At 55.0% G+C, this 23,656-nt stretch carries 21 protein-coding genes, 6 tRNA genes and 1 other RNA gene; 10 read left to right on the forward strand and 18 right to left on the reverse strand.

Translation table 11 applies throughout. The features are described 5' to 3' along the window. Positions 1–7: 7 nt before the first annotated feature. The 5 genes from crr to cysZ form a co-directional block, all read right to left on the reverse strand. Complete coding sequence (gene crr, locus IFU29_RS15895; protein ID WP_062744899.1) at positions 8–511, reverse strand: PTS glucose transporter subunit IIA; 504 nt, start codon at positions 509–511, stop codon at positions 8–10. A 43-nt stretch (positions 512–554) separates the two neighbouring features. Then, the gene (ptsI, locus tag IFU29_RS15900; protein WP_118663545.1) at positions 555–2,282 is read right to left on the reverse strand and encodes a phosphoenolpyruvate-protein phosphotransferase PtsI; all 1,728 of its coding nucleotides are present in this window, start codon (positions 2,280–2,282) and stop codon (positions 555–557) included. A 216-nt stretch (positions 2,283–2,498) separates the two neighbouring features. After that, the gene (gene ptsH, locus IFU29_RS15905; protein WP_034916267.1) at positions 2,499–2,756 is read right to left on the reverse strand and encodes a phosphocarrier protein Hpr; all 258 of its coding nucleotides are present in this window, start codon (positions 2,754–2,756) and stop codon (positions 2,499–2,501) included. A gap of 393 nt (positions 2,757–3,149) precedes the next feature. Continuing rightward, positions 3,150–4,121: a cysteine synthase A gene (gene cysK, locus IFU29_RS15910; protein ID WP_191934774.1), complete on the reverse strand. Its 972-nt coding sequence runs from the start codon at positions 4,119–4,121 to the stop codon at positions 3,150–3,152. Positions 4,122–4,340: 219 nt separating this feature from the next. Then, positions 4,341–5,102, reverse strand: coding sequence for a sulfate transporter CysZ (gene cysZ / locus IFU29_RS15915; protein WP_191934775.1), 762 nt, complete (start codon positions 5,100–5,102; stop codon positions 4,341–4,343). A gap of 220 nt (positions 5,103–5,322) precedes the next feature. Here cysZ and zipA point away from each other — a divergent pair, with 220 nt between their 5' ends. The 3 genes from zipA to IFU29_RS15930 all read left to right on the forward strand — a co-directional run bounded on the left by zipA (position 5,323) and on the right by IFU29_RS15930 (position 8,602). Continuing rightward, complete coding sequence (zipA, locus tag IFU29_RS15920) at positions 5,323–6,291, forward strand: cell division protein ZipA (protein ID WP_191934776.1); 969 nt, start codon at positions 5,323–5,325, stop codon at positions 6,289–6,291. Positions 6,292–6,360: 69 nt separating this feature from the next. After that, positions 6,361–8,373, forward strand: coding sequence for an NAD-dependent DNA ligase LigA (gene ligA, locus IFU29_RS15925; protein WP_191934777.1), 2,013 nt, complete (start codon positions 6,361–6,363; stop codon positions 8,371–8,373). A 1-nt stretch (position 8,374) separates the two neighbouring features. Next, positions 8,375–8,602 carry a DUF3820 family protein gene (locus IFU29_RS15930; RefSeq protein WP_191934778.1) on the forward strand — a complete coding sequence of 76 codons (228 nt, stop codon included), beginning with the start codon at positions 8,375–8,377 and terminating at the stop codon, positions 8,600–8,602. A gap of 7 nt (positions 8,603–8,609) precedes the next feature. Here the strand turns inward: IFU29_RS15930 and IFU29_RS15935 are convergent, their stop codons facing one another. Beyond that, positions 8,610–9,632, reverse strand: a complete 1,023-nt coding sequence (locus tag IFU29_RS15935) for a bile acid:sodium symporter family protein (RefSeq protein WP_191934779.1) — start codon at positions 9,630–9,632, stop codon at positions 8,610–8,612. A gap of 94 nt (positions 9,633–9,726) precedes the next feature. On the opposite strand from IFU29_RS15935, the gene IFU29_RS15940 reads away from it, so the two are divergent. Further along, entirely contained in the window at positions 9,727–10,647 is a 921-nt protein-coding gene (locus IFU29_RS15940; RefSeq protein WP_191934780.1) for a LysR family transcriptional regulator, read from the forward strand. Here IFU29_RS15940 and IFU29_RS15945 read toward each other — a convergent pair. From IFU29_RS15945 to IFU29_RS15970, 6 genes are all read right to left on the reverse strand, one after another. Then, entirely contained in the window at positions 10,644–10,988 is a 345-nt protein-coding gene (locus tag IFU29_RS15945; RefSeq protein ID WP_191934781.1) for a FlxA-like family protein, read from the reverse strand. The genes IFU29_RS15940 and IFU29_RS15945 overlap by 4 nt on opposite strands. Before the next feature lie 188 nt (positions 10,989–11,176). Continuing rightward, positions 11,177–11,301: non-coding RNA, RtT sRNA (locus tag IFU29_RS15950), on the reverse strand. Between the two features lie 31 nt (positions 11,302–11,332). Beyond that, positions 11,333–11,408, reverse strand: a tRNA-Lys gene (locus tag IFU29_RS15955). A 4-nt stretch (positions 11,409–11,412) separates the two neighbouring features. Beyond that, positions 11,413–11,488, reverse strand: a tRNA-Val gene (locus IFU29_RS15960). A gap of 34 nt (positions 11,489–11,522) precedes the next feature. Next, positions 11,523–11,598 (reverse strand) — tRNA-Val (locus IFU29_RS15965). A gap of 53 nt (positions 11,599–11,651) precedes the next feature. Beyond that, positions 11,652–11,727 (reverse strand) — tRNA-Val (locus tag IFU29_RS15970). A gap of 256 nt (positions 11,728–11,983) precedes the next feature. Between IFU29_RS15970 and gltX the strand changes: the two genes are divergently transcribed. Then, positions 11,984–13,393 carry a glutamate--tRNA ligase gene (gene gltX, locus IFU29_RS15975; RefSeq protein WP_191934782.1) on the forward strand — a complete coding sequence of 470 codons (1,410 nt, stop codon included), beginning with the start codon at positions 11,984–11,986 and terminating at the stop codon, positions 13,391–13,393. Positions 13,394–13,437: 44 nt separating this feature from the next. Here gltX and IFU29_RS15980 read toward each other — a convergent pair whose 3' ends face one another. Then, positions 13,438–13,788: a YfeC-like transcriptional regulator gene (locus tag IFU29_RS15980; RefSeq protein WP_191934783.1), complete on the reverse strand. Its 351-nt coding sequence runs from the start codon at positions 13,786–13,788 to the stop codon at positions 13,438–13,440. A 153-nt stretch (positions 13,789–13,941) separates the two neighbouring features. Continuing rightward, positions 13,942–14,730: a formate/nitrite transporter family protein gene (locus tag IFU29_RS15985; RefSeq protein WP_191934784.1), complete on the reverse strand. Its 789-nt coding sequence runs from the start codon at positions 14,728–14,730 to the stop codon at positions 13,942–13,944. Between the two features lie 350 nt (positions 14,731–15,080). On the opposite strand from IFU29_RS15985, the gene IFU29_RS15990 reads away from it, so the two are divergent. Together IFU29_RS15990 and IFU29_RS15995 are read left to right on the forward strand one after the other, a co-directional pair. After that, positions 15,081–15,156 (forward strand) — tRNA-Ala (locus tag IFU29_RS15990). Between the two features lie 50 nt (positions 15,157–15,206). Beyond that, positions 15,207–15,282 (forward strand) — tRNA-Ala (locus IFU29_RS15995). A 224-nt stretch (positions 15,283–15,506) separates the two neighbouring features. Here the strand turns inward: IFU29_RS15995 and IFU29_RS16000 are convergent. After that, positions 15,507–16,691, reverse strand: coding sequence for a NupC/NupG family nucleoside CNT transporter (locus IFU29_RS16000; RefSeq protein WP_191934785.1), 1,185 nt, complete (start codon positions 16,689–16,691; stop codon positions 15,507–15,509). Between the two features lie 440 nt (positions 16,692–17,131). Between IFU29_RS16000 and IFU29_RS16005 the strand changes: the two genes are divergently transcribed. Next, entirely contained in the window at positions 17,132–18,370 is a 1,239-nt protein-coding gene (locus IFU29_RS16005; protein WP_191934786.1) for an Nramp family divalent metal transporter, read from the forward strand. Between the two features lie 48 nt (positions 18,371–18,418). On the opposite strand, the gene IFU29_RS16010 is transcribed toward IFU29_RS16005, so the two are convergent. Both IFU29_RS16010 and mgrA read right to left on the reverse strand, forming a co-directional pair. After that, positions 18,419–18,796, reverse strand: coding sequence for a DUF2502 domain-containing protein (locus IFU29_RS16010; RefSeq protein WP_191934787.1), 378 nt, complete (start codon positions 18,794–18,796; stop codon positions 18,419–18,421). A gap of 184 nt (positions 18,797–18,980) precedes the next feature. Continuing rightward, entirely contained in the window at positions 18,981–19,970 is a 990-nt protein-coding gene (gene mgrA / locus IFU29_RS16015) for an L-glyceraldehyde 3-phosphate reductase (protein ID WP_191934788.1), read from the reverse strand. Positions 19,971–20,175: 205 nt separating this feature from the next. Here mgrA and IFU29_RS16020 point away from each other — a divergent pair, with 205 nt between their 5' ends. Continuing rightward, entirely contained in the window at positions 20,176–21,831 is a 1,656-nt protein-coding gene (locus IFU29_RS16020; protein WP_191934789.1) for an alpha-keto acid decarboxylase family protein, read from the forward strand. 93 nt (positions 21,832–21,924) lie between these two features. Beyond that, on the forward strand, positions 21,925–22,890 hold the full coding sequence (gene glk / locus IFU29_RS16025; protein ID WP_191934790.1) for a glucokinase: 966 nt from the start codon (positions 21,925–21,927) through the stop codon (positions 22,888–22,890). A gap of 30 nt (positions 22,891–22,920) precedes the next feature. On the opposite strand, the gene IFU29_RS16030 is transcribed toward glk, so the two are convergent. Next, positions 22,921–23,649, reverse strand: coding sequence for a LytTR family transcriptional regulator DNA-binding domain-containing protein (locus tag IFU29_RS16030; protein WP_191934791.1), 729 nt, complete (start codon positions 23,647–23,649; stop codon positions 22,921–22,923). Positions 23,650–23,656 lie beyond the last annotated feature (7 nt).

A 23,656-nucleotide genomic window follows, 5' to 3' on the forward strand; every position in this document is an offset into this window, starting at 1 on the left:
ACGGCTGTTACTTCTTGATGCGGATAACCGGGGTTTCACCCACTACAACATTACCCGTCAGCTTAACCAGCTCTTTGATCTCATCCATATTGGAGATCACGACCGGGGTCAGCGTTGATTTTGCTTTCTCTTCCAGCAGCGCCAGATCGAACTCGATCACCACGTCGCCTTTTTTGACTTTCTGACCTTCTTCAGCGATGCGTTTAAAGCCTTCGCCTTTCAGTTCAACCGTATCAATCCCGAAGTGGACGAACAGCTCAATGCCGTTGTCAGATTCGATGGAAAAAGCATGATTGGTTTCGAAAATTTTACCAATGGTACCATCGACCGGCGCAACCATTTTATTGCCGGTAGGTTTGATAGCGATACCATCGCCAACAATTTTCTCTGCAAACACTACATCCGGCACGTCTTCGATATTGACGATTTCACCCGACAGGGGGGCTACGATCTCGATAGTGCCTGATGCGGAATCAGACTTATCGCCAAAAAGTTTTGAAAACAAACCCATGTTCTTCTCCTAAGCAGTAATTTTGGGCCAGCGTGTCTCTAACTCAGCAGAGTGTTTTTTCTTCAATGAACTTATTGACCAGGTTCATCAACTCGTCCGCTGTAGGTTGAGCAAGAGCCTGCTCTGCCAATGCCTTCGCATCTTCAAAATTCGTATTACGAATAATTTTCTTGATGCGTGGAATAGAAATGGCACTCATGCTGAATTCGTCCAGCCCCATTCCCAATAACAGTAGTGTAGCACGTTCGTCGCCTGCCAGCTCACCACACATGCCTGTCCATTTACCTTCGGCATGAGAAGCATCAATAACTTGCTTGATCAGCGTCAGTACAGAAGGAGACATTGGGTTGTAGAGATGGGAAATCAGGTCATTACCACGGTCAACTGCCAGAGTATACTGCGTCAGGTCGTTTGTCCCAATACTGAAGAAATCAACTTCTTTCGCCAGGTGGTGAGCAATCACGGCTGAAGCCGGTGTTTCCACCATAATGCCCACTTCGATGCTTTCGTCGAAGGCTTTGCCTTCTTCGCGCAGCTGCGCTTTCAGCGTTTCCAGCTCGGCTTTCAGGAAGCGCACTTCCTCAACGGCGATAATCATTGGGAACATGATACGCAGTTTGCCGAAGGCAGAAGCTCGCAGGATAGCGCGCAGCTGGGCGTGGAGAATTTCAGGACGGTCCATGGCGATACGGATCGCGCGCCAGCCGAGGAACGGGTTATCTTCTTTCGGCAGGTTCATATACGGCAGGTCTTTATCACCGCCGATATCCATGGTACGGACAATCACCGCCTGCGCACCGACGGCTTCAGCCACGGCTTTATACGCCTGGAACTGCTCATCTTCCGTCGGCAGGGATTCACGGTCCATAAACAGGAATTCGGTACGGTACAGGCCAACACCTTCAGCGCCGTTACGTTCTGCACCGGCGACATCGCGCACGGTACCGATGTTCGCGCATACTTCTACCTGATGGCCGTCGAGCGTAATCGCCGGTAGATCTTTCAGTTTCGCCAGCTCGTTTTTCTCGCTGAGATACTGATGGGCTACGGCTTTCAGCTCTTCGATTTTTTCAGCGGTCGGGTTAACGTACACCTGATTATTAACGCCATCGAGGATCAGGAAATCGTCATTTTTTACCTGACTGGTCACATCACCGGTGCCGACGATAGCAGGCAGTTCCAGAGAACGCGCCATGATCGAGGTGTGCGACGTGCGGCCACCGATATCGGTGATAAAGCCCAGCACTTTGTTCAGGTTCAGCTGTGCCGTTTCTGACGGGGTCAGATCTTTTGCAATCAGCAATACTTCTTCATTGATGGCGCTGAGATCAACGATATGCAGGCCAAGAATGTTTTGCAGCAGGCGTTTACCGATATCACGCACGTCGGCAGCACGCTCTTTCAGATACTCGTCATCGAGCTCTTCCAGTGCCTTAGCCTGACCTTCAATGACAGAAAAGGCAGCAGCATCCGCAGTGGCATGCTCGTCTTTGATCAGGGCGATGATTTCCTGCTCCAGTTCTTCATCTTCCAGCAGCATAATATGCCCTTCGAAGATCGCTTCTTTCTCTTCACCGAAGGTTTCCCCGGCTTTGATTTTGATCGCTTCCAGCTGCACGGCAGCCTTTTTACGACCATCAAGAAAACGTTGAACTTCCTGATCGACCTGGTCGGCAGAAATCTTTTTCCGGTTGATGATAATCTCATCTTCTTTCAGCAGAAGCGCCTTGCCGAAAGCGATACCCGGTGATGCTAAAATGCCTGAAATCATAACCCTACCTTTTCATTCTTTGAAAATCATCTGAGGCGAAGAACCGCGGATGACTGCATCGGTTAATCCACTCAGCGAGCCGGACAGCACATACCGTCTGTTTCGTCAGCTTTTTGGCTAGTTTACGAAAACAACATCGCGAACGTACTGTTCGCGATCAATATTGCTTACTCATGTCCGGAAAAACGTCGCTGGACTAGCTGGAAAGCGAATGGATTACTCCAGTTCCGCCATCAGTTTAACCAGATGCTCTACGGCTTTCTGCTCATCTTCGCCTTCAGCTGACAGGGTAACGACAGTACCCTGAGTCAGACCCAGGGTCTGCAGTTTGAACAGGCTTTTCGCGCTGGCAGATTTACCGTTAGAGGTCACGGTGATTTCTGAGGCAAAAGCTTTCGCTTCTTTAACGAACTGAGCGGCTGGACGAGTGTGCAGGCCATTTGGTGCGGTAATGGTGACTTCTTGCTGGAACATTATGTTTCCCCAACTTAATTTGGTTTGGTGTTGTTGATCTAAAGTCTAGCCTGGTGGCTGAACTTTAGCCTGTAGTGAGTCGCGCTGGCATGGTACAAAGACTGGCCAAAAAATGCGCTGGTAAGGTGGAATGAACAGGGAGGATGAATGCGGAATTCCCTCTTGCTTTTCCACTACCCATTATGCCGCTATTTCGCGTTGTGCGCCAAACCAGTAAATCGATTCAGCTTGATCCAGTTCACGCGGCGATTAATTTTACGGATCGAAATAATTGGCAGCTTAAATACCAGACACCAGAGGGTAAAATCAATCGGTAGGGTGGTAAAAGTTTGAAGCAGCCCACAAAAAAGCACCCGAACGGGTGCTTTTTCAGACAATATCGGCGTTCTGGCACTACTGTTGCAGTTCTTTTTCAGTGAACAGATCGGCAAACAGAGCGGTAGAGAGATAGCGCTCACCGGAAGAGGGGAGGATTACGACGATATTTTTATTGGCGAAGGCCTCATCTTCCTGCAGTTTCAGCGCGGCGGCGACCGCAGCACCGGAAGAGATACCGGCCAGAATTCCTTCTTCTTCCATCAGGCGACGGGCGGTTGAAATCGCTTCTTCATTGGAGATAGCCACCACCCGATCCACCAGGTTGAGATCGAGGTTACCGGGAATAAAGCCCGCGCCAATGCCCTGGATTTTATGCGGGCCGGGCTTAATTTCTTCCCCGGCAATCGCCTGGGCAATCACCGGGGAGTCGGTCGGTTCGACCGCAACGGTGATCAGCGTTTTTTTGCCCTGGGTATTTTTGATGTAGCGGCTGACGCCGGTCAGCGTTCCGCCCGTACCGACACCGGCGATAAACACATCGACTTCACCATCGGTATCTTCCCAAATCTCCGGGCCGGTGGTCTTTTCATGAATTTCGGGGTTAGCCGGGTTGCTGAACTGCTGGAGGAGGACAAAGCGGTCTGGCGCGCTGGCCACAATCTCTTCTGCCTTGCTGATGGCACCCTTCATTCCTTTGGCCCCTTCCGTCAGCACCAGGTTAGCGCCCAGCGCTTTCAGCAGCTTACGGCGCTCAACGCTCATGGTTTCAGGCATGGTCAGCGTCAGCTTATAACCGCGTGCGGCGGCAACATAGGCCAGCGCAATACCGGTGTTACCGCTGGTCGGTTCGACCAGTTCAATACCCGGCTTCAGAATTCCGCGTTTCTCTGCGTCCCAAATCATATTGGCACCGATACGGCATTTGACACTGAAGCTAGGGTTACGCGACTCTACTTTTGCCAGAATGCGTCCATTACCGATGCGGTTCAGTCGAACCAGCGGCGTATGACCGATTGTTAAAGAGTTGTCTTCATAGATCTTACTCATAGCCCGTCCTTAACTGTATGAAATATTGGGAACGCTTAGAGCATACCTTGTTCATTTAGCCAGTGAAGTGAAGAAATCGTATATAGATATGTTCTGCCGAAATAAGGCCTGCCGAAATGGCATAAGCGCGAAATGACGGGCGAAATCATGGAAAATCCACGCTGCCCGTCGCGGGATTGGACAGGGGCGGGCCGGAAAGCGCGGCCCGCTGATCGGGTCCTATCGGTTCAGTGCCAGCTGCGGGCGGTATTTTTCTACCCACATGGCCGTCGCGCCGCAGACGGCAACGGGCATAATCACCAGATTCAGCAGCGGGATCAGAGTGAACAGGCTGACGAGGGCACCGAACTGCATATTCTCCGTTTTATTCTGTCGTAGTGCAGTACGCATGTCCCGGAAGCTCACTTTGTGATTATCAAAGGGGAAGTCGCAGTACTGAATCGACAGCATCCATGCGCTGAACAGGAACCACAGCACCGGGGCCACCGTCTGGCCAAATCCCGGAACAAAATAGAGCAGCAGCAGAACCAGCGCACGCGGCAGATACCAGGCCAGCTTTTGCCATTCACGTTTCATGATGCGCGGCAGGTCTTTTATCAGACCACTCCAGCCGTTATCGGGCAGGGGTTTTCCGGTCAGACGCCCCTCCAGCTGTTCGGAGAGCAGGCCGCAAAAAGGAGCGGCTATCCAGTTAGCGATAGTCGAAAAGAAATAGCTGAAGACTAAAATGATCGACAGTACTGTGAGCGGCCAGATCAGATAGCCAAGCCACTGCAGCCAGCCGGGAACCATCGCCATCAGTTGGGGTATCCAGTGCCCCAGACGATCAAACAGCCAGATAAAAGCGCCACCCATCAGAATGATGTTGACCAGCAGCGGCAGCAGCACAAAACGTCGGATGCCAGGAAGCATGATCAGCTTCCATCCCTGGGCAAAAAAGTGGACGCCATTGTGCGACGGGTCAGAATTTTGAAGTGACATGTACTGCTTTTCTCCATTAAACGGGCGGCCAGGGGGTATCATAACTCAGCTTTTTCCCCTTGCCAGAGGGGCTTTGAGCGAAAAAACAGCAAAAAACCGTCCTCATAGCGGGATATTTGTCAGAAAATACTGCACAGACTTGCACTTGTGTACCTGGGCAAATACAGTTAGAGGATAAAGTTTGCCGCGGTGGCAAGGTATTGGAACAACAGAGAATACAATGATGCAGGATTTGCGTCTGATATTAATCGTTGTTGGCGCGATCGCCATAATAGCGCTTCTCCTTCACGGCTTGTGGACCAGCCGTAAAGAGCGCTCATCTGTTTTTCGCGATCGCCCGCACAAGCGTTTAAAGCAGGACAGAGAAGAAGCGTTCGAAGACGAGGAAGAGGGCGTGGGCGAAGTGCGTGTCCAGCGCAGCCAGCCTGAGCCGTCGGAGCCTTCCCTGGGTGGATTTAATGCCGGGGATGAACCACCGCGTCAGTCAAAACCTCGTCAAGCACCTGAACCGGTACGGCATCAGCCCGTGGTGGATGAGCAACCTGAATCTGACCCGCTGTTTGGCGGTGAGTTTCAGCATGCCCCGGAACCGGAGTACGAGACACCTGAACCTGTGCGTCATGCTGAACCTGTGCGTCATGCTGAACCCGTGCGCCAGGCACCGCCGGTTAGCAGACCGCCGGAGCCGCCTCAACCTGTGGCCGGGGCCGTCCAGCCTCCGTCTGACGAGGAAATCGCAGAGGCGAAGCGCGAAGAGGCCCGTCGTAAAGAGACCGTACTCGTTCTGCACGTTTCTGCCCATGCAGGCGGCAGCATCAGCGGTGAAGCGCTGCTACAGGGTGTACTGCAGGCAGGCTTCCAGTTTGGCGAAATGAATATATTCCACCGCCATCTGAACCCGGCGGGCAGTGGCCCGGTGCTGTTCAGCCTGGCGAATATGGTTAAACCGGGGTCGTTTAATCCGGACAACATGTCTGATTTCACCACCCCAGGCGTGTCGATCTTTATGATGGTGCCGTCCTACGGCGATGCACATCAGAACTTTAAGCTGATGCTGCAGTCTGCCCAGCGCATTGCCGACGATGTTGGCGGCGTAGTGCTGGATGATGAACGCCGGATGATGACACCACAAAAGCTGGAAACGTATAAAGCGCGTATCCGCGATGTGATTGACGCCAACGCGCAGTAATTTTCACCCGAATCATAATCTTCCCAAACCCCCGGCCTTCGGGGGTTTTTTATCTCTGATGGTGCCGCTATGGAATCCTTACAAGACAAAATCACCCATCTGCGAACCCTGCTTCGCCACCATGAATATCAGTATCACGTGCTGGATGCGCCGGAAGTGCCGGATGCGGAGTACGATCGCCTGATGGGGGAACTGCGTGAGCTGGAAGCCGCCCACCCTGAACTGGTGACCGCCGACTCTCCCACCCAGCGTGTCGGTGCTGCGCCACTTACTGCTTTTGACCAGGTGCGCCACGAAGTGCCGATGCTATCGCTGGAGAATGCCTTCGACGAAGAGAGCTATCTGGCGTTTAACAAGCGCGTACAGGATCGCCTGAAAAGCAGCGATGAGATGACCTTCTGCTGCGAGCTGAAGCTCGACGGGCTGGCGGTCAGCCTGCTGTATGAAAACGGGGAACTGGTGCGGGCAGCGACGCGGGGTGACGGCACCACCGGGGAAAATATCACTGCCAACGTGCGCACGATTGGCGCTATTCCGCTGCGCCTGCGCGGGGAAAATATCCCGGCACGAATGGAAGTGCGTGGCGAAGTATTTATGCCGCTGGCCGGCTTTGAAAAGATGAACGACGAAGCACGGCGCACCGGCAGCAAGGTATTTGCTAATCCGCGCAATGCGGCGGCTGGCTCACTGCGTCAGCTTGACCCGCGCATCACTGCCAGACGCCCGCTGACGTTCTTCTGCTATGGACTTGGCCTGCTGGAGGGGGGCGAGATGCCGCGCAGCCACATGGGTCGCCTGCAGCAGTTTAAAGCCTGGGGCCTGCCGGTCAGCGATCGCGTGCGTTTGTGTCACAGTGCCGAAGAGGTGCTGGCTTTTTACCGGGAAGTTGAAGCGGCTCGTCCGACCCTCGGGTTTGATATTGACGGCGTGGTGATCAAAGTGGACTCCCTGGATCTGCAGGAGCAGCTGGGCTTTGTAGCCCGCGCACCTCGCTGGGCGATCGCGTTTAAGTTTCCAGCCCAGGAGCAGATGACCGTGGTGCGGGACGTCGAGTTCCAGGTCGGGCGTACCGGGGCGATCACGCCGGTAGCACGTCTGGAGCCGGTGCTGGTCGCCGGGGTGATAGTGAGCAACGCCACGCTGCACAATGCGGATGAAATTGAGCGGCTGGGGCTGAAAATCGGTGACCGCGTGACGATCCGCCGTGCGGGCGATGTGATCCCGAAAGTCGTCAGCGTGGTGGAACACGCTGAAGATGCGCGGGACGTCGTGTTCCCGACCCACTGTCCGGTCTGTGGCTCGGACGTTGAGCGGGTAGAAGGCGAAGTCGTCGCCCGCTGTACCGGCGGTCTGATCTGCGGTGCCCAGCGTAAGGGCGCGCTAAAACACTTTGTTTCCCGCCGTGCGCTGGACATAGACGGCATGGGCGAAAAGATTATCGACCAGCTGGTCGATAAAGAGTATGTCCTGAACCCGGCCGACCTGTTCGACCTGACGGCAGGCAAACTCACCGGGCTGGATCGTATGGGGCCAAAGTCTGCTCAGAACGTCGTGGATGCCCTGGCAAAAGCGAAGCACACCACGTTTGCGCGCTTCCTGTATGCCCTGGGCATCAGTGAAGTCGGGGAGGCCACAGCCGCTAACCTGGCTGCCCACTTCGGTACTCTTGAGGCGCTGATGGCCGCCGATCTCGACGCGCTCATCGCGGTGCCGGACGTCGGCAAAGTGGTTGCCAGCCACGTGCGTAACTTCCTGGATGAAGAGAGCAACCGTGAGGTGATCCGCCTGCTGGTGGAAAAAGCCGGGATCACCTGGCCTGAGGTGGTGGTGGTCAAAGCGGAAGAGATCGACAGCCCGTTTGCCGGTAAAACCGTTGTGCTGACCGGTTCTCTGACCGTGCTGTCACGCGATGAAGCCAAAGATCGGCTGGTGGCGCTGGGGGCAAAAGTCAGCGGCAGCGTGTCGAAGAAAACCGATCTGGTGATTGCCGGAGAAGCCGCAGGCTCCAAGCTGGCTAAGGCGCAGGAGCTGGGTATTGCGGTGATCGACGAAGCGGAAATGATACGTTTACTGGGTGAGTGAGATGGAAAAACAGCACCTGATCGAGATCGCCAACACCGAAATGCCCTTTGGTAAGTATAAGGGACGGGTGTTGATTGACCTGCCCGAAGAATATTTACTGTGGTTTGCCCGCAAAGATGAGTTTCCTCAGGGACACCTGGGGGAGCTGATGCAGATCGCGCTGGCGATCAAAATAGAGGGGCTGGAAGGACTCGTGAAACCGTTGAAACGGGGCCATCAGGCCCCGTAACACAGTCTTACTTCTGCGATTCCATTACCGCAGGTTTTTGCTCGTCTGCTTTCTTCTGCGCAGCCAGTTTCTCACCGGCTCTTTTATAGCGCTGCGCCAGCATGGAACAGACCATCAGCTGGATCTGATGGAAGATCATCAGCGGCAGCACAATGATCCCCACGGCGGCTGACGGGAACAGGATATTGGCCATCGGCACGCCGTTTGCCAGACTCTTTTTCGACCCGCAGAAGAGAATGGTAATCTCATCCTCACGGTTAAAGCGAAACAGTCTCGCTGCAGCCAGGTTAATTGCCAGCACCACAAACAGCAGGCCCAGGCTCCCCACCCCAATCCACACCAGCGTCATCACCCCTACGCGGTGCCAGATACCGTTCACCACCGCCTCGCTGAAGGCCGAGTAGACCACCAGCAGAATAGACGTCTGGTCGGTTTTACCAATCAGGCCACGGTTTTTTTCCACCCAGCCGGCGATCCAGCGGCGCGAAAGATTACCGAGTAAAAACGGCACCAGCAGCTGCAGCATAATTTTACCCATCTGCTCCAGGTTGCCACCGACGGCATCCGTGTGAACATTCATCAGCAGGCCAACCAGCAGCGGCGAGATAAAGACGCCAAGCAGGCTGGAGGCCGAGGCGCTGCACACGGCTGCCGCGACGTTACCGCCCGCCAGCGAGGTCAGCGCAATCGACGACTGCACGGTGGCGGGCAGAATGGTCAGGTACATAAAGCCGGTATAGATCTCAACGCTGAGATCTAACGGATGCCACCAGACCAGCAGCATTCCGAGGGCCGGGAACAGGACGAAAGTACTGAACATCACCCACAGGTGCAGACGCCAGTGGCCGCCGCCGGCAATGATCTTTTCCCGCGACAGCTTGGCTCCGTGCATAAAGAACAGCAGGGCGATGGCGATGGTGGTCATCCATCCAAAGAAATCAACAAAATAGCCGCGGGCGGGCAGGAAGGATGCCAGCAGCACGGTGATAATCAGCTTCAACATCAGTGGATCAATACGAAATATGCCCATTGTTAATACCCGGTTAAAAAATGATGCGGCTATTGTGCTCTGCCGGGGTTTAGAAATAAAATTAATTTATTGAATTCATATATGAGTAGAATCGATGAATTATACGTTGCGTCAGCTGCGGGTGTTTGTGGCGGTGGCCCAGCAGGGAAGTTTCAGCCAGGCCGGACAGCTGATCGGGCTCAGCCAGTCGGCGGTCAGTCACAGCATAAAAGAGCTGGAAACGGAGATGGGCATTCGACTGCTGGATCGTACCACGCGTGAGGTGCTGCTGACCGAGGCGGGAGAACAGCTTGCCAGCCGCCTTGAGCGCCTGCTGGAAGAGCTGAACACCACGCTGCTGGATGTGCGCAGTTACGGCCATCATCGCAGCGGTACGGTGCGCGTGGCTGCCAGTCAGACCCCTTCTGCCCACCTGATGCCGCAGTGTCTGGCGGCTGGGCAGCTGCACTACCCTGAGATCAAAGTGTTGCTGCGCGACCGTCCGCAGCAGTGGGTGTTGCAAAGCATCCGCAATGCGGAGGTCGATTTCGGCATTGTCGTCGGGCCGCTGCAGGCGGACGATCTGGAGTGTGAGGCTATCCTGGATGAACCGTTTTTGCTGTTGTGCCGCCAGGATGATCCGCTGGCGCTGACAACCACGGTTTACTGGCACATGCTTAACCACCGCACGCTGGTACTGCAGGACTATGCCTCGGGCAGCCGGGTACTGATTGATGAGGCGCTGCGCGGCCAGCAGGTACAGGCAGAGATAGCCCAGGAGATTGGCCATCCGGCAACCTTGTTTCCCATGGTGGAGGCGGGGATCGGTATCAGTATTTTACCGGCGCTGGCGCTGCCATTACCCCAGGGGAGGCCGTTGCTGGTACGTCGCATTGTACCGGAGATCAACCGCAGCATTATGCTGGTCAGGCGTAAAAACCGCTCGCTGACGCCTGCGGCAGAGGCGATATGGCAGGAAGTGCGCCAGCAGGCGGAGCTGCTGACGCAGCAACGTGCCAGCGCATCGCCTTATTAGATGTAGACGTTCAGCTTATTATTTTCGGTCGGACGGTTAACCCCGTCGGCCATTTTACTGCTACCGCTGTCCGCATCTTTACTGGCTTCCTGCGCTTCGGCGGCTTTTTCAGCCTGCTGCTGCTGGATTTGCGCTAACTGCGCTTCCAGCATCATGATCTGATTTTCGATCATCTGCTGCTGTTTTGCTTTCTGGTCTTCATCCATGGTCGTATCACCGGCCATGCTTTTCAGCTGTTCCTGCAGTCTGGCAATCTGTTTGCTGATGCTGGCGGTTTGCGAAACCGAATCCCCGCCCCCTGAACCGCCCGATACGCTGGCGCTGGTATTGATGGTTGTCATCTCTGTCTCCTTTGTATTTAACCAATACGGGTTATCGGAAAGGATCGCTCCAGACTTGAGCACATAATGCGTAAAAAGTGTGTTCGCAAAGCGAAAAGCACACCAGGGGGCAGCCTGGATGTTCTGGGTTCGACCGCCGTGCGATGGGCAGAACGAAAAAAGCGCCCGTCAGGCGCTTCTTTCTGAATGGGTGGGTCGTGCAGGATGACTCGGCGTTGCCTCGCCCTTCGGGCCGTTGCCTTCAGCAACGCTGTCTCGCTGCGCTTGACCTGAACCTGCGGCAGGTTCGAACCCCGCCCGGGTGACAGATAGCAAAAAGGCGCCTTTAGGGCGCCTTTCTACATTGGTGGGTCGTGCAGGATTCGAACCTGCGACCAATTGATTAAAAGTCAACTGCTCTACCAACTGAGCTAACGACCCGATATGGTGGGTGATGACGGGCTCGAACCGCCGACCCCCTCCGTGTAAAGGAGATGCTCTACCAACTGAGCTAATCACCCATATCGTACTGCTGCCAGACAATTTACCGAGATATGGTGGGTGATGACGGGCTCGAACCGCCGACCCCCTCCGTGTAAAGGAGATGCTCTACCAACTGAGCTAATCACCCACATCTCAAATCTCTGGGTACTGCATTTTCGCGGGCATCATTCACATAATGAATGGTGGGTGATGACGGGCTCGAACCGCCGACCCCCTCCGTGTAAAGGAGATGCTCTACCAACTGAGCTAATCACCCCCGCTGTGTGGAGTCGCATTATAGGGAAGCGCGGAAATGAGTCAACGCTTTTTCCGCGTAAAATGTGTGTTCGTCGTAAAAATAGTCAGGATGTTCCCATTTCAGGCAAAAACAGAGGCTTGCTGTTGGAAAGTCTCTGCTCTGTCATGCTGCAAACAGGGATTGGCGTTGAGGATTCGCCCGCAGGTGATAGAATGTTTCCCCTAAAAGTTTGTTCCGACCAGGCCCTAGCCACCGCGTAATAAGGCATTCATTAATGAAAATCAAAACCCGCTTCGCTCCAAGCCCAACTGGATACCTCCACGTGGGCGGCGCTCGTACCGCACTTTACTCCTGGCTGTTTGCCCGCAATCAGGGCGGAGAGTTTGTGCTGCGTATTGAAGACACCGACCTGGAGCGTTCAACCCAGCAGGCGATCGATGCCATTATGGATGGCATGAACTGGCTGAATCTCGACTGGGATGAGGGCCCGTACTACCAGACTAAACGTTTTGACCGCTACAACAGCGTTATCGATCAGATGCTGGAAGCGGGCAGTGCCTATAAGTGCTACTGCTCTAAAGAGCGTCTGGAAGCGCTGCGCGAACACCAGATGGCGAACAACGAAAAGCCGCGTTATGACGGTCGCTGCCGCGACAGCCACGAGCATCATGCCGATGATGAGCCGTGTGTGGTGCGTTTCCGCAACCCGCAGGAAGGTTCGGTCATCTTTGACGATCAGATCCGTGGCCCGATTGAGTTCAGCAACCAGGAGCTGGATGACCTGATTATTCGTCGGACCGACGGTGCGCCAACGTACAACTTCTGCGTGGTGATCGACGACTGGGATATGGAGATCACCCACGTCATTCGCGGCGAAGACCATATCAACAACACCCCGCGCCAGATTAACATCCTGAAAGCCATTGGTGCCCAGGTGCCGGTGTATGCGCATGTCTCTATGATCCTTGGCGATGATGGCAAAAAGCTGTCCAAACGCCACGGGGCAGTAGGGGTGATGCAGTACCGCGATGATGGTTACCTGCCGGAAGCGCTGCTGAACTATCTGGTTCGCCTGGGCTGGTCACATGGCGACCAGGAAATTTTCACCATCGATGAGATGAAAAAACTGTTCGATCTTGATGCGGTTAGCAAATCGGCCAGCGCCTTCAACACGGAAAAGCTGCAGTGGCTGAATCATCACTACATCAACAGCCTGGCACCTGAGTACGTGGCGACCCATCTGCAGTGGCACATTGAGCAGGAAAAAATCGACACCCGTACCGGCCCTGAGCTGGCACAGCTGGTGAAGCTGCTGGGTGAGCGCTGCAAGACGCTGAAAGAGATGGCGGCATCCTGCCGGTATTTCTATGAAGAGTTTGATGAGTTCGATGCCGATGCCGCGAAAAAACACCTGCGTCCGGTAGCACGCCAGCCGCTGGAAGTGGTGCGTGACAAACTGGCTGCGATTACCGACTGGACGGCAGAAAACGTCCATCATGCGATTCAGGCAACAGCCGATGAGCTGGAAGTCGGGATGGGCAAGGTGGGGATGCCGCTGCGCGTGGCGGTTACCGGTGCCGGGCAGTCTCCGGCGCTGGATGTGACCGTCCACGCCATTGGTCGTTCACGCAGCGTGGCGCGTATTGAGAAAGCGCTGGCGTTTATTGCCACTCGCGAAGCCTGAGAAGGTATAAAATAAAAAAACCGGCCATCTGGCCGGGTTTTTTTTCAATTGCTGATACCCAGTCGTTGCAAAATTCCCTGTATTCCTTCGCGAAGCAGCATGGCTGCCAGCTTATCCTGTTCATCACTGCTCAATTGCTGGATTGAGGTGATTAACAGCGCAGGAAGTGAATTCTGATTCACGCGATATTGGGCATGAGGTTCTGCAGCATGACGTGTGGATTTTAAGAATACTTTTACGCGGTCATCAATATGAATCATGCGTGCCTTTCCACCCTGTACGCCGGGTTTCGGTGCAGTAGTCCAGTTCTCTTTCTTCACCCACTTATTAATCGTTTGTCTGCTAAAACCTGTTTGCTGTGCCAGTTCTTCCGGCGTTAACCAATCCTTTTTCACGTTCTTGTCCCTTTTGCCGAATAAAGTCGCTAGCATATTACAACAATTCATCACGTGAACAACTAACACAAATTACTAACCTTGACAGATTAATGCGCAAAATCTGACGACGGTTCAAAAAACACTCCCCCACAGCCGCAGGGGAGCGTGATGTCAGCGTGAAACGGGGCTTTCTGACGGCGGTGCGCGGAAGGCGACAAAGTAGGCCAGGCCAACAAATATGGCACCACCCACGGCGTTACCGAGGAAGACGGCCACAAAGTTAGGCAGATACTCTCCCCAGCTCAGGTAACCGGCAAAAATGGCGGCCGGAACAATAAACATATTGGCCACCACGTGCTGGAAGCCAATGGCAACGAAAGCCATAATGGGGAACCACATGCCGAAAATTTTGCCGACCACATCTTTACTGGCAAAAGCCATCCAGGTTGCCAGGCAGACCAGCCAGTTGCAGCCAATACCGGAAATAAAGGCATGGAGGAAATCAGCATTCACTTTTGCGCTGGCAATCGCCACCGTCTTCTTCAGATAGTCACCTTCCGTCATTCCTAACATATGACCAAAGAACCACGCGATGGTGATGCTGCCAATAAAGTTCGCCAGGGTCACCCAGAACCAGTTACGCATTACGCTGAGTGCGCTGATCTGGCGTGCGAACCATGCCACCGGCAGCAGCATCATATTTCCCGTCAGTAATTCTCCCCCGGCGAGCACAGTAAGGATGATCCCTACCGGGAATACCGCCGCACCCAGCAGGATGCCAAATGATCCCCAGTCTGCCGGCAGCTGGTTAACGACGTGAATATAGAGAAGAAAGCCAAATGCGATAAACGCCCCGGCAAGGAAACCAAGAATAAGCAGAGAAGATACCGGTGTACGGCTTTTGATCACGCCTGCCTGAACCGCGACAGCTGAAATCTCTTTTGGTGTGTGCAAAGACATATTCGCTCTGGTGAAATTAATAACGGGAAAGGGCGCCAGATTCCGCTGTCCGCTAAAAAAGGCTTCCATCCAGCGCAGAGCAGGGCATGGCATCAAAAAACGGGCGCAGTTTTGCATGGTCGATTAACAAAAACAAGTAGCTTTTAACCTTGTTATTAACGCGTCATTAACAGAAAGTCATCGCGGAAAAGGCCGCGGCAGAAAGGGGGGGGGAAAACAGGGAGTTATCGCTTTTTGCCCTGCGTTGACGGCTTTTTCAGCGATCGATCTCAGATTGTTATTTTAGCGTTGACACCAACCCCACCGTTTCATATTATCCCCGCCGTCAACACGACACAGTTTTCCGGCTTGGGGGTATAGCTCAGCTGGGAGAGCGCTTGCATGGCATGCAAGAGGTCAGCGGTTCGATCCCGCTTATCTCCACCAACTCTTTACCAGAAGATAAGGTGGCACCGGAAAACTGAGAATTAAGATGTGGGGGTATAGCTCAGCTGGGAGAGCGCTTGCATGGCATGCAAGAGGTCAGCGGTTCGATCCCGCTTATCTCCACCAAATTCTGATCCTTCCCTGATTAAACCCACAATCTGCTCAGGCGGATTTTTTTTCGTTTCCCGTATTCCGTATCCCTTTCGGACCGCTTTCAGCGACAGGATCGCCGACGGCTAGGCTTATGCGTTGTTTAACCGCTTACAGGGCGTGTTGAAGCGTAGGAGGAGGTTCGTACAGAGGAGAAGCAGGGGGGAGGGGAAAGCGGGGCCAGAGGCCCCGCCAGGTGATTACAGTACCAGACCGGCAATCGATGCCGACAGCACACTCACCAGGGTAGAACCGTACAGCAGCTTCAGGCCGAAGCGCGACACGACGTTACCCTGTTCCTCATTCAGGCCTTTAATTGCCCCGGCAACGATACCGATAGACGAGAAGTTGGCGAACGAGACGAGGAACACGGAGAGGATACCTTCACCGCGTGGAGACAGCGTACCGGCAATTTTCTGCAGGTCCATCATCGCCACAAACTCGTTAGACACCAGCTTGGTGGCCATAATACTGGCGACCTGCAGGGCTTCATGGCTTGGTACACCCATAACCCAGGCGAACGGGTAGAACACATACCCTAGGATACCCTGGAAACTGATGCCAAAGATCGTATCGAACAGGGCGTTAATCGCCGAGATCAACGCGATAAAGCCGATCAGCATCGCGGCTACGATAACGGCCACTTTGAACCCGGCGAGGATGTATTCCCCCAGCATTTCAAAGAAGCTCTGACCTTCATGGGTGTTACCCAGCTTCAGGTCTTCTTCGCTGTCTACGCGGTACGGGTTAATCAGCGACAGCACGATAAAGGTACTGAACATATTCAGCACCAGCGCAGCCACGACATACTTTGGCTGCAACATGGTCATATACGCCCCGACGATCGACATAGAAACGGTCGACATAGCGGTGGCTGCCATGGTGTACATCCGGCGCTCTGACATCTTGCCGAGGATATCTTTATAGGCAATAAAGTTCTCTGACTGTCCCAAAATCAGTGAGCTCACTGCGTTGAAAGATTCCAGCTTACCCATGCCGTTGATTTTCGACAGTACAGTACCGATAGCACGGATAATGATTGGCAGGATGCGGAAGTGCTGCAGAATACCGATCAGCGCCGAGATAAAGACGATAGGGCAGAGAACGTTGAGCCAGAAAAACGCCAGGCCCTTATCACTCATATTACCGAAGACGAAGTTAGTCCCTTGCGCCGCATACTTCAGTAAATGTTCGAACAGGTCTGAGAAGCCTTTGACGAAACCCAGACCGGCTTCTGAGGTCAGGAAGAACCAGGCCAGCAGAACTTCAATGACTAAAAGCTGTATGACAAAACGCACACGGATATTTTTACGATCGCGGCTGACCAGAAGGGCCAGCAGGGCGACCACCGCCAGTGCCAAAGCAAAGTGCAGAATGCGGGACATGTTTGCTCCAAATTTGAGGGCTGTTATATTTCGTTGCACATTCTATGTAACAAGAACGGGAAAAACGAGATCTACGCCGCAATATAACAATTCCCTATTGCAGCAGATTGCAGAAAAGCATGAGCCGTCACATGTTTTCACCAAAACTTAACGACTTACCTTATCTTCAGGCACGTTATCCTCGATTATGCGCGGGCTGACAAGCCCTGTTTGATTAAATAATGACCCTTTAGCTGGTAAGTGATTTCCGAATATCCTACAGTAAAAAAGGGTTGCTCATTTTTTGAGTTTACCGTAGTTTGTTTTAAAGTATAGCCTTTGCTATACCTTATAGCGCTGGCTATCACAGCGATAAAAATAACCGTTCTCTGTGCCCTTGATAAGCATGATCAATAAAGGGCAGCATAGACAGTCAGGTCATCGTTTCAGGGGTAAACACTATGTTCGGAAGCCGCACTGCGGAGCAGAACATTCGCAGTAATCGTAAAATCAAGTTTGCCTTGATGGGGCCCGCTTTTATCGCGGCGATTGGCTACATCGACCCCGGTAACTTTGCCACTAATATCCAGGCCGGGGCCTCCTACGGGTACACATTGCTGTGGGTGGTGGTGTGGGCGAATGTGATGGCGATGGTTATCCAGCTGATGTCTGCCAAACTGGGCATTGCCACCGGCAAAAACCTTGCCGAGCATATTCGCGACCGCTTCCCACGCCCGGCCGTCTGGTTTTACTGGGTGCAGGCGGAAATTATCGCTATGGCGACCGACCTGGCGGAGTTTATCGGCGCGGCGATTGGCTTCAAGCTGGTGTTTGGCGTCAGTCTGTTGCAGGGGGCGATGCTCACCGGGGTCGCGACCTTCCTGATCCTGATGCTGCAAAGCCGCGGGCAGAAGCCGCTGGAGTTTATCATTGGCGGATTACTGCTGTTTGTTGCTGCCGCCTATGTGATTGAGCTGTTCTTCTCGCAGCCGAAAGTGATCGACCTGATGCACGGCATGGCAGTGCCTTCCCTGCCAACGGCCGATGCTGTCCTGCTGGCGGCGGGCGTGCTGGGGGCGACAATTATGCCCCATGTTATCTACCTTCACTCGTCCCTGACGCAAAAAGACGAGGGCGGCACGCGCGCGCAGCGCTACTCCTCGACCAAGCTGGACGTAGCCATTGCCATGACCATTGCCGGTTTTGTTAATCTGGCGATGATGGCGACGGCGGCGGCGGCATTTCACTTCAGCGGTCACAGCGGCATTGCCGATCTCGGCCAGGCCTATCTGACGCTGGATCCCCTGCTGGGTAAAGCGGCCGCCGTGGTGTTCGGTCTCAGCCTGCTGGCGGCGGGGCTCTCCTCTACCGTGGTCGGCACTATGGCCGGTCAGGTGGTGATGCAGGGCTTTATCCGCTTCCATATCCCACTGCTGGTGCGGCGCGTGGTCACCATGCTGCCCTCCTTTATCGTGATTATGGCGGGCTGGGAGCCGACGCGTATTCTGGTGATGAGTCAGGTGCTGTTAAGCTTTGGTATTGCTCTGGCGCTGGTGCCGTTGCTGGCCTTTACCGGCAACCGCGATCTGATGGGCGAAATGGTGAATTCACGGCTGATGCAGAGTATTGGCTGGGTGATTGTGGCGGTGGTGGTGGTATTAAACGGCTACCTGCTGGTGGCCATGGCAATGAACCTTTGATCCTGTCATAAAATAACAGGGCGCCCGGTTACGGGTCGCCCTGAAAAATTACCAGCGGTCGTGGCGATCGTGGCGGTCGCGCTCATCATGACGGCGTTCATTTTCATGATGACGCCACTCGCGCCGGCGATCGTGGTCGCGCCAGCGGCGCTCCTTTTCCCACTGATGGTGGCGGCGCATCTCCTGATGACGTCGCCACTGCTCGTGTCGCCACCAGCGCCCTTCATCGTAACGGTAATTATTGCGCCACCAGTGGTTGTCGCGCCAGCGGCCACCGTCCCAGTAACGTCCCCGATCGTCGCGATCGCCTAAATGCAGTGTAATACCTGGAGCCAGGGTGATACGGGCGCTGTCGGCGTAAGCTGTGTGTACCGCCAGCGGGGATAAACTTGCCAGCAAAGCGGCAATAAGCAAGATGCGTTTCATATTATCTCCTTTATCAGCGGCCTGACTGCGCCACCGTAGAGGCACAATATAAACAGTTCCTCGCCGTTACGCCTGGGGAACTCTGAAAATGTGCGGAATACGTGGATTTGGGATTTATCTGCAACGGGGCGTAATGACAGGGCCGGGGTGTTCCGACCGGCCCTGAGAGGATCGTCGATGAAGATCAGCCAAGAATTGCGTCAATCTCCGCCAGTTCATCTGCGCTGAAGTTGCGGTTGCCCAGCATCTGCACGGCGTCATCAATCTGGCTGGTTTTGCTGGCTCCAATCAGCACCGAGGTGACGCGGTCGCCGCGCAGTACCCAGGCCAGCGCCATCTGCGACAGTTTTTGCCCGCGACGCTGCGCCATCGCATTCAGCCGCTGCACCTTATCCATTTTTTCCGGGGTCAGCTGATCGCCACTGAGGAAGCGGCTGCCGCTGGCGGCACGCGAGTCTTCAGGAATACCGTTCAGGTAACGGTCAGTCAGCATGCCCCCCGCAAGCGGTGAGAAGGCAATGCTGCCCACGCCCTGGTCGGCCAGCACGTCCAGCAGGCCTTTTTCCGGCGCACGTTCAAACATCGAATACTTTGGCTGATGGATCAGACACGGCGTGCCCAGCTCTTTCAGCAGCGCAATAGCCTGTGCAGCCAGCTCTGCCGGGTAGTTGGACAGACCGACGTACAGCGCCTTGCCCTGACGCACCAGGTGATCCAGCGCGGTCATGGTCTCTTCCAGCGGCGTTTCCGCATCCGGGCGGTGATGATAAAAGATGTCCACATACTCCACGCCCATACGTTGCAGACTTTGATCGAGGCTGGAAATCAGATACTTACGCGAACCCCAGTCACCATATGGCCCCTCCCACATGGTGTAACCCGCCTTGCTGGAGAGCACGAGTTCATCACGATAGCCGCGAAAATCCTCGCGCAGGATGCGGCCAAAGTTTTCTTCGGCTGACCCGGGAGGCGGGCCGTAATTATTGGCCAGGTCGAAATGAGTGATACCGTTATCAAACGCATGATGCAGCAACTCGCGGCTGTTATCGACGCGGGTGCTGTCGCCAAAGTTATGCCATAAACCGAGGGAAATAGCCGGAAGTTTCAAACCGCTGCGCCCGGTGCGGTGATAGGTCATTGTCTCATAACGACGGGTATCTGCTTGATAAACCATGAATAAATCCTGTAATGAAAACGGAGGGTCGCTAAACAGCATAGTAGTGTATACGGTTACACTAAATGAAATCGCGCGACGGATCGCAACTTAAAGATAATTCCTGGCGCGTAACGATCCCTTTCCATTTGGTTCTGCGGTTTTCCGATAACAGAGTGAAAATAATCGCTAATACTGAAAGCAGATGCCAGAGAGGACCAGGACGATGAAGCAATACACCGTCAGTGATTACCTGCTTGCCCGCTTAAATGAGATTGGAATCGATCATCTGTTTGGCGTACCGGGTGATTACAACCTGCAGTTTCTCGATCATGTGATCGATCATCCGCGCCTCGCCTGGGTGGGCTGTGCCAATGAGCTGAATGCGGCCTATGCGGCGGATGGGTATGCCCGCTGCCGGGGGGCGGGGGCCCTGCTGACCACATTTGGCGTCGGTGAGTTAAGCGCCCTTAACGGCGTGGCGGGAAGTTATGCGGAGTATCTGCCGGTAGTGCATATCGTCGGGGCCCCCTCACAAGCCGCACAGAACAACGGCGAGCTGCTGCACCATACGCTGGGGGACGGTAGCTTTAGCCATTTTTTGCGCATGTATCAGGAGATTGCCGTCGCCACCAGCGTGCTGACGGTCGGTAACGCTGCCGCCGAAATCGATCGGCTGCTGCTTTCGGCCTTAACGGCGCGCCGTCCGGTTTACCTGCTGCTGGCCACCAACGTGGGCGAAAGCCCGCTTTCACCGCCGGAACAGCCGCTGGCGCTGCCCGTCGCGAGCACCAGTGCGTCGCTGGCCGCCTTCGCCGATGCGGCCGAAACCCTGCTGGCCGGCGCTGGAAGTGCGGCAATGCTGGCTGATTTTCTTGCTGACCGCGCCGGGCAGCAGCAGCGCCTGCGCGACTGGCTGACTGAGGTCCCGATGCCCTTTGCTACCCTGCTGATGGGCAAAAGCGTGCTGCCGGAAGGACTGTATGGCTATGCGGGAACCTATGCCGGGGCCTCCAGCGCGGAGAGTACGCGGGCGGTGATCGAAGAGAGCGAGGTGCTGATCGCCATTGGCGTGAAGTATACCGATACGCTGACCGCCGGCTTTACCCAGCATATTACCCGCAGCCGTACTATTGAAGTTGACCTGCACGATTGTCATGTGGCGGGGCGTGAGTTTCCCGGTATACCGATGGCGGCAGCGCTGGCGGTCCTGCATGCGCTGGCCCGCAGGCACGGGGCGGGCTGGCGGCAGGGCATTGTGGCCCCGCCGGTGATGGAGAATGCCCCGTCCGACAGCCTGACCCAGAGCACCTTCTGGCAGGCCATACAGCGCTTTTTACGACCGGGAGATATTTTTCTGGCGGAGCAGGGGACGGCAGCGTTCGGCGCTGCGGCCCTGCGTCTGCCGGACAATGTTCTGATGCTGGTACAGCCGCTGTGGGGGTCAATTGGCTACACGCTGCCGGCCGCCTTTGGCGCGCAAACGGCCCAGCCGGAGCGGCGGGTGGTGTTGATTATCGGCGATGGCTCCGCGCAGCTGACGGTACAGGAGCTGGGTACGATGCTGCGTGACGGACAGAAGCCGGTTATTTTCCTGCTCAATAACGCGGGGTATACCGTTGAACGGGCTATCCACGGCGCGCAGCAGCGCTATAACGATATTGCCAGCTGGGACTGGACGCGTCTGCCCCAGGCACTCAACGTTGATTGTCAGGCGCAGAGCTGGCGTGTGACCCAGACGGTGCAGCTGGAGGACGCGATGTTGCTGCTCCAGCCGCCGCAGTCATGCCTGTCGCTGGTGGAAGTGGTGCTGCCCGCGGATGACATCCCGCCGCTGCTGGCCTCGGTCACCCGGGCCCTGCACCAGAGCAACAGTCGGTAAGTCTGTTTAGGCGTAATTCAGATGTCGCCTTGATGCAACTCGACTGTTTTTGGGTATAGTGTAGGAAATTGAATTCAGCGGAGCAGAACAATAATGACCAGCTATGCCCTGGTAGGTGATGTCGGCGGGACCAATGCCCGTCTGGCACTGTGTGACGTCAGTAACGGTGCCCTGTCACAGGCTAAAACCTTTTCCACTTCAGAATATGACAGTCTTGAAGCGGTGATCCGCGCTTATCTCGACGAACAGCAGCAGGATATTCAACATGGCTGCATCGCCATTGCCTGCCCAATCACGGAAGACTGGGTGGAAATGACCAACCACGACTGGGCGTTTTCGACCAGCAAGTTGAAAGCCAGCCTCGGCTTCGAGGCGCTGGAAATTATTAACGATTTTACCGCCGTGTCGATGGCGATCCCGATGCTCTCCAGTGAGCATGTGTTGCAGTTTGGCGGCTGTGCGCCGGTGCCGGATAAGCCGGTTGCGGTCTACGGTGCCGGGACTGGCCTGGGCGTGGCGCATCTGGTGCATGTGGATAAGCGCTGGGTCAGCCTGCCGGGCGAAGGTGGCCACGTCGATTTCGCCGCCAACAGTGAAGAAGAGGATCAGATCCTTGAAGTGTTGCGTGAGGAGCTGGGGCATGTCTCCGCCGAGCGTATTCTCTCCGGCGGCGGGCTGGTGAATCTGTATCGGGCGATTGTTAAATCAGATGACCGGGTGCCAGAAAATCTGAAGCCGCGTGACGTCACCGAGCGCGCCCTGCAGGACAGCTGCACAGACTGCCGTCGCGCGCTGTCGATGTTCTGCGTGATCATGGGTCGCTTTGGCGGCAATCTGGCGCTGAACCTCGGTACCTTCGGCGGCGTTTATATCGCTGGCGGGATTGTTCCGCGCTTCCTTGAGTTCTTTAAAGCCTCCGGCTTCCGCGCCGCGTTTGAGGACAAAGGCCGCTTCAAAGACTACGTTTCTGGTATTCCTGTCTATCTGATCACCCACGATCAGCCAGGCCTGCTCGGGGCGGGCGCTCACCTGCGTCAGACCCTGGGGCGGGTGCTGTAAACCCTGCCTTTCACGTCAGCGATGCGGCGGTTACAGCCGCATCAGCTGGCGAAACTCCTTCACCTTACTGCGGCTGACCGGGACCTGAAACTCAAGATCGCGTAGCCTGAGGATGTAGGTATTGTTAAACCAGGGCTCGATCTCGCGGATCTTGCTGAGGTTGACACAGTAAGACCGGTGGCAGCGAAAGAAATACTCATCCGGCAGCCGGCTGCAAAATTCAGTGATATTCATCGACATCACATACTCTTCCCGCCGCGTGTAGACAAAAGTCAGCTTCTCGTGGGCTTCTGCATAATAAATGTCGTTGATATCGGTGACGATAATGCGCTCGTCCTTCACCAGGTTAATGGTGTGCGGGGCAGGGCGTACCGCCGTCTGATTCAGCGGAGAGTGGCTCTGGCTGTGGTTTTCCAGCTTGCGTAACAGAGTGATGATGCGCATTTCAGACCAGGGCTTAAGGATGTAGTCAAAGGCCTCCAGCTCAAAGGCTTCTACCGCATGTTCTTTATAGGCGGTAATAAAGACGATGAGCGGCTTATCGGCGAACTTACTGATATTTTGCGCCAGCAGCATCCCGTCCAGCGAGGGGATGTTGATATCAAGGAAGATCACGTCAACCTGATGGGTTTGCAGGTACTTCAGCACGTCCAGACCGTCATCAAACGTCGCTTCAATAGCGATCTGGCTGTGTTCACGTATCAGCCAGCTTAACTCCTGCTGGGCGAGGAACTCGTCTTCTACAATGATTGCTTTCACGCTGTAT

It is taken from the genome of Erwinia persicina (assembly GCF_014838825.1).
Taxonomy (GTDB): Bacteria; Pseudomonadota; Gammaproteobacteria; order Enterobacterales; family Enterobacteriaceae; genus Erwinia; species Erwinia persicina_A.

What these genes read in the sequence shown, in the direction of transcription:
- mgrA (WP_191934788.1), bottom strand. Translation starts at nt 19,970, where the DNA reads ATGGTTTATCAAGCAGATACCCGTCGTTATGAGACAATGACCTATCAC.
- crr (WP_062744899.1), bottom strand. Translation starts at nt 511, where the DNA reads ATGGGTTTGTTTTCAAAACTTTTTGGCGATAAGTCTGATTCCGCATCA.
- IFU29_RS16020 (WP_191934789.1), top strand. Translation starts at nt 20,176, where the DNA reads ATGAAGCAATACACCGTCAGTGATTACCTGCTTGCCCGCTTAAATGAG.
- IFU29_RS15985 (WP_191934784.1), bottom strand. Translation starts at nt 14,730, where the DNA reads ATGTCTTTGCACACACCAAAAGAGATTTCAGCTGTCGCGGTTCAGGCA.
- IFU29_RS15945 (WP_191934781.1), bottom strand. Translation starts at nt 10,988, where the DNA reads ATGACAACCATCAATACCAGCGCCAGCGTATCGGGCGGTTCAGGGGGC.
- IFU29_RS15940 (WP_191934780.1), top strand. Translation starts at nt 9,727, where the DNA reads ATGAATTATACGTTGCGTCAGCTGCGGGTGTTTGTGGCGGTGGCCCAG.
- cysK (WP_191934774.1), bottom strand. Translation starts at nt 4,121, where the DNA reads ATGAGTAAGATCTATGAAGACAACTCTTTAACAATCGGTCATACGCCG.
- glk (WP_191934790.1), top strand. Translation starts at nt 21,925, where the DNA reads ATGACCAGCTATGCCCTGGTAGGTGATGTCGGCGGGACCAATGCCCGT.
- gltX (WP_191934782.1), top strand. Translation starts at nt 11,984, where the DNA reads ATGAAAATCAAAACCCGCTTCGCTCCAAGCCCAACTGGATACCTCCAC.
- zipA (WP_191934776.1), top strand. Translation starts at nt 5,323, where the DNA reads ATGATGCAGGATTTGCGTCTGATATTAATCGTTGTTGGCGCGATCGCC.
- IFU29_RS16005 (WP_191934786.1), top strand. Translation starts at nt 17,132, where the DNA reads ATGTTCGGAAGCCGCACTGCGGAGCAGAACATTCGCAGTAATCGTAAA.
- cysZ (WP_191934775.1), bottom strand. Translation starts at nt 5,102, where the DNA reads ATGTCACTTCAAAATTCTGACCCGTCGCACAATGGCGTCCACTTTTTT.
- IFU29_RS15935 (WP_191934779.1), bottom strand. Translation starts at nt 9,632, where the DNA reads ATGGGCATATTTCGTATTGATCCACTGATGTTGAAGCTGATTATCACC.
- IFU29_RS16010 (WP_191934787.1), bottom strand. Translation starts at nt 18,796, where the DNA reads ATGAAACGCATCTTGCTTATTGCCGCTTTGCTGGCAAGTTTATCCCCG.
- ligA (WP_191934777.1), top strand. Translation starts at nt 6,361, where the DNA reads ATGGAATCCTTACAAGACAAAATCACCCATCTGCGAACCCTGCTTCGC.
- ptsH (WP_034916267.1), bottom strand. Translation starts at nt 2,756, where the DNA reads ATGTTCCAGCAAGAAGTCACCATTACCGCACCAAATGGCCTGCACACT.
- ptsI (WP_118663545.1), bottom strand. Translation starts at nt 2,282, where the DNA reads ATGATTTCAGGCATTTTAGCATCACCGGGTATCGCTTTCGGCAAGGCG.
- IFU29_RS15930 (WP_191934778.1), top strand. Translation starts at nt 8,375, where the DNA reads ATGGAAAAACAGCACCTGATCGAGATCGCCAACACCGAAATGCCCTTT.
- IFU29_RS16000 (WP_191934785.1), bottom strand. Translation starts at nt 16,691, where the DNA reads ATGTCCCGCATTCTGCACTTTGCTTTGGCACTGGCGGTGGTCGCCCTG.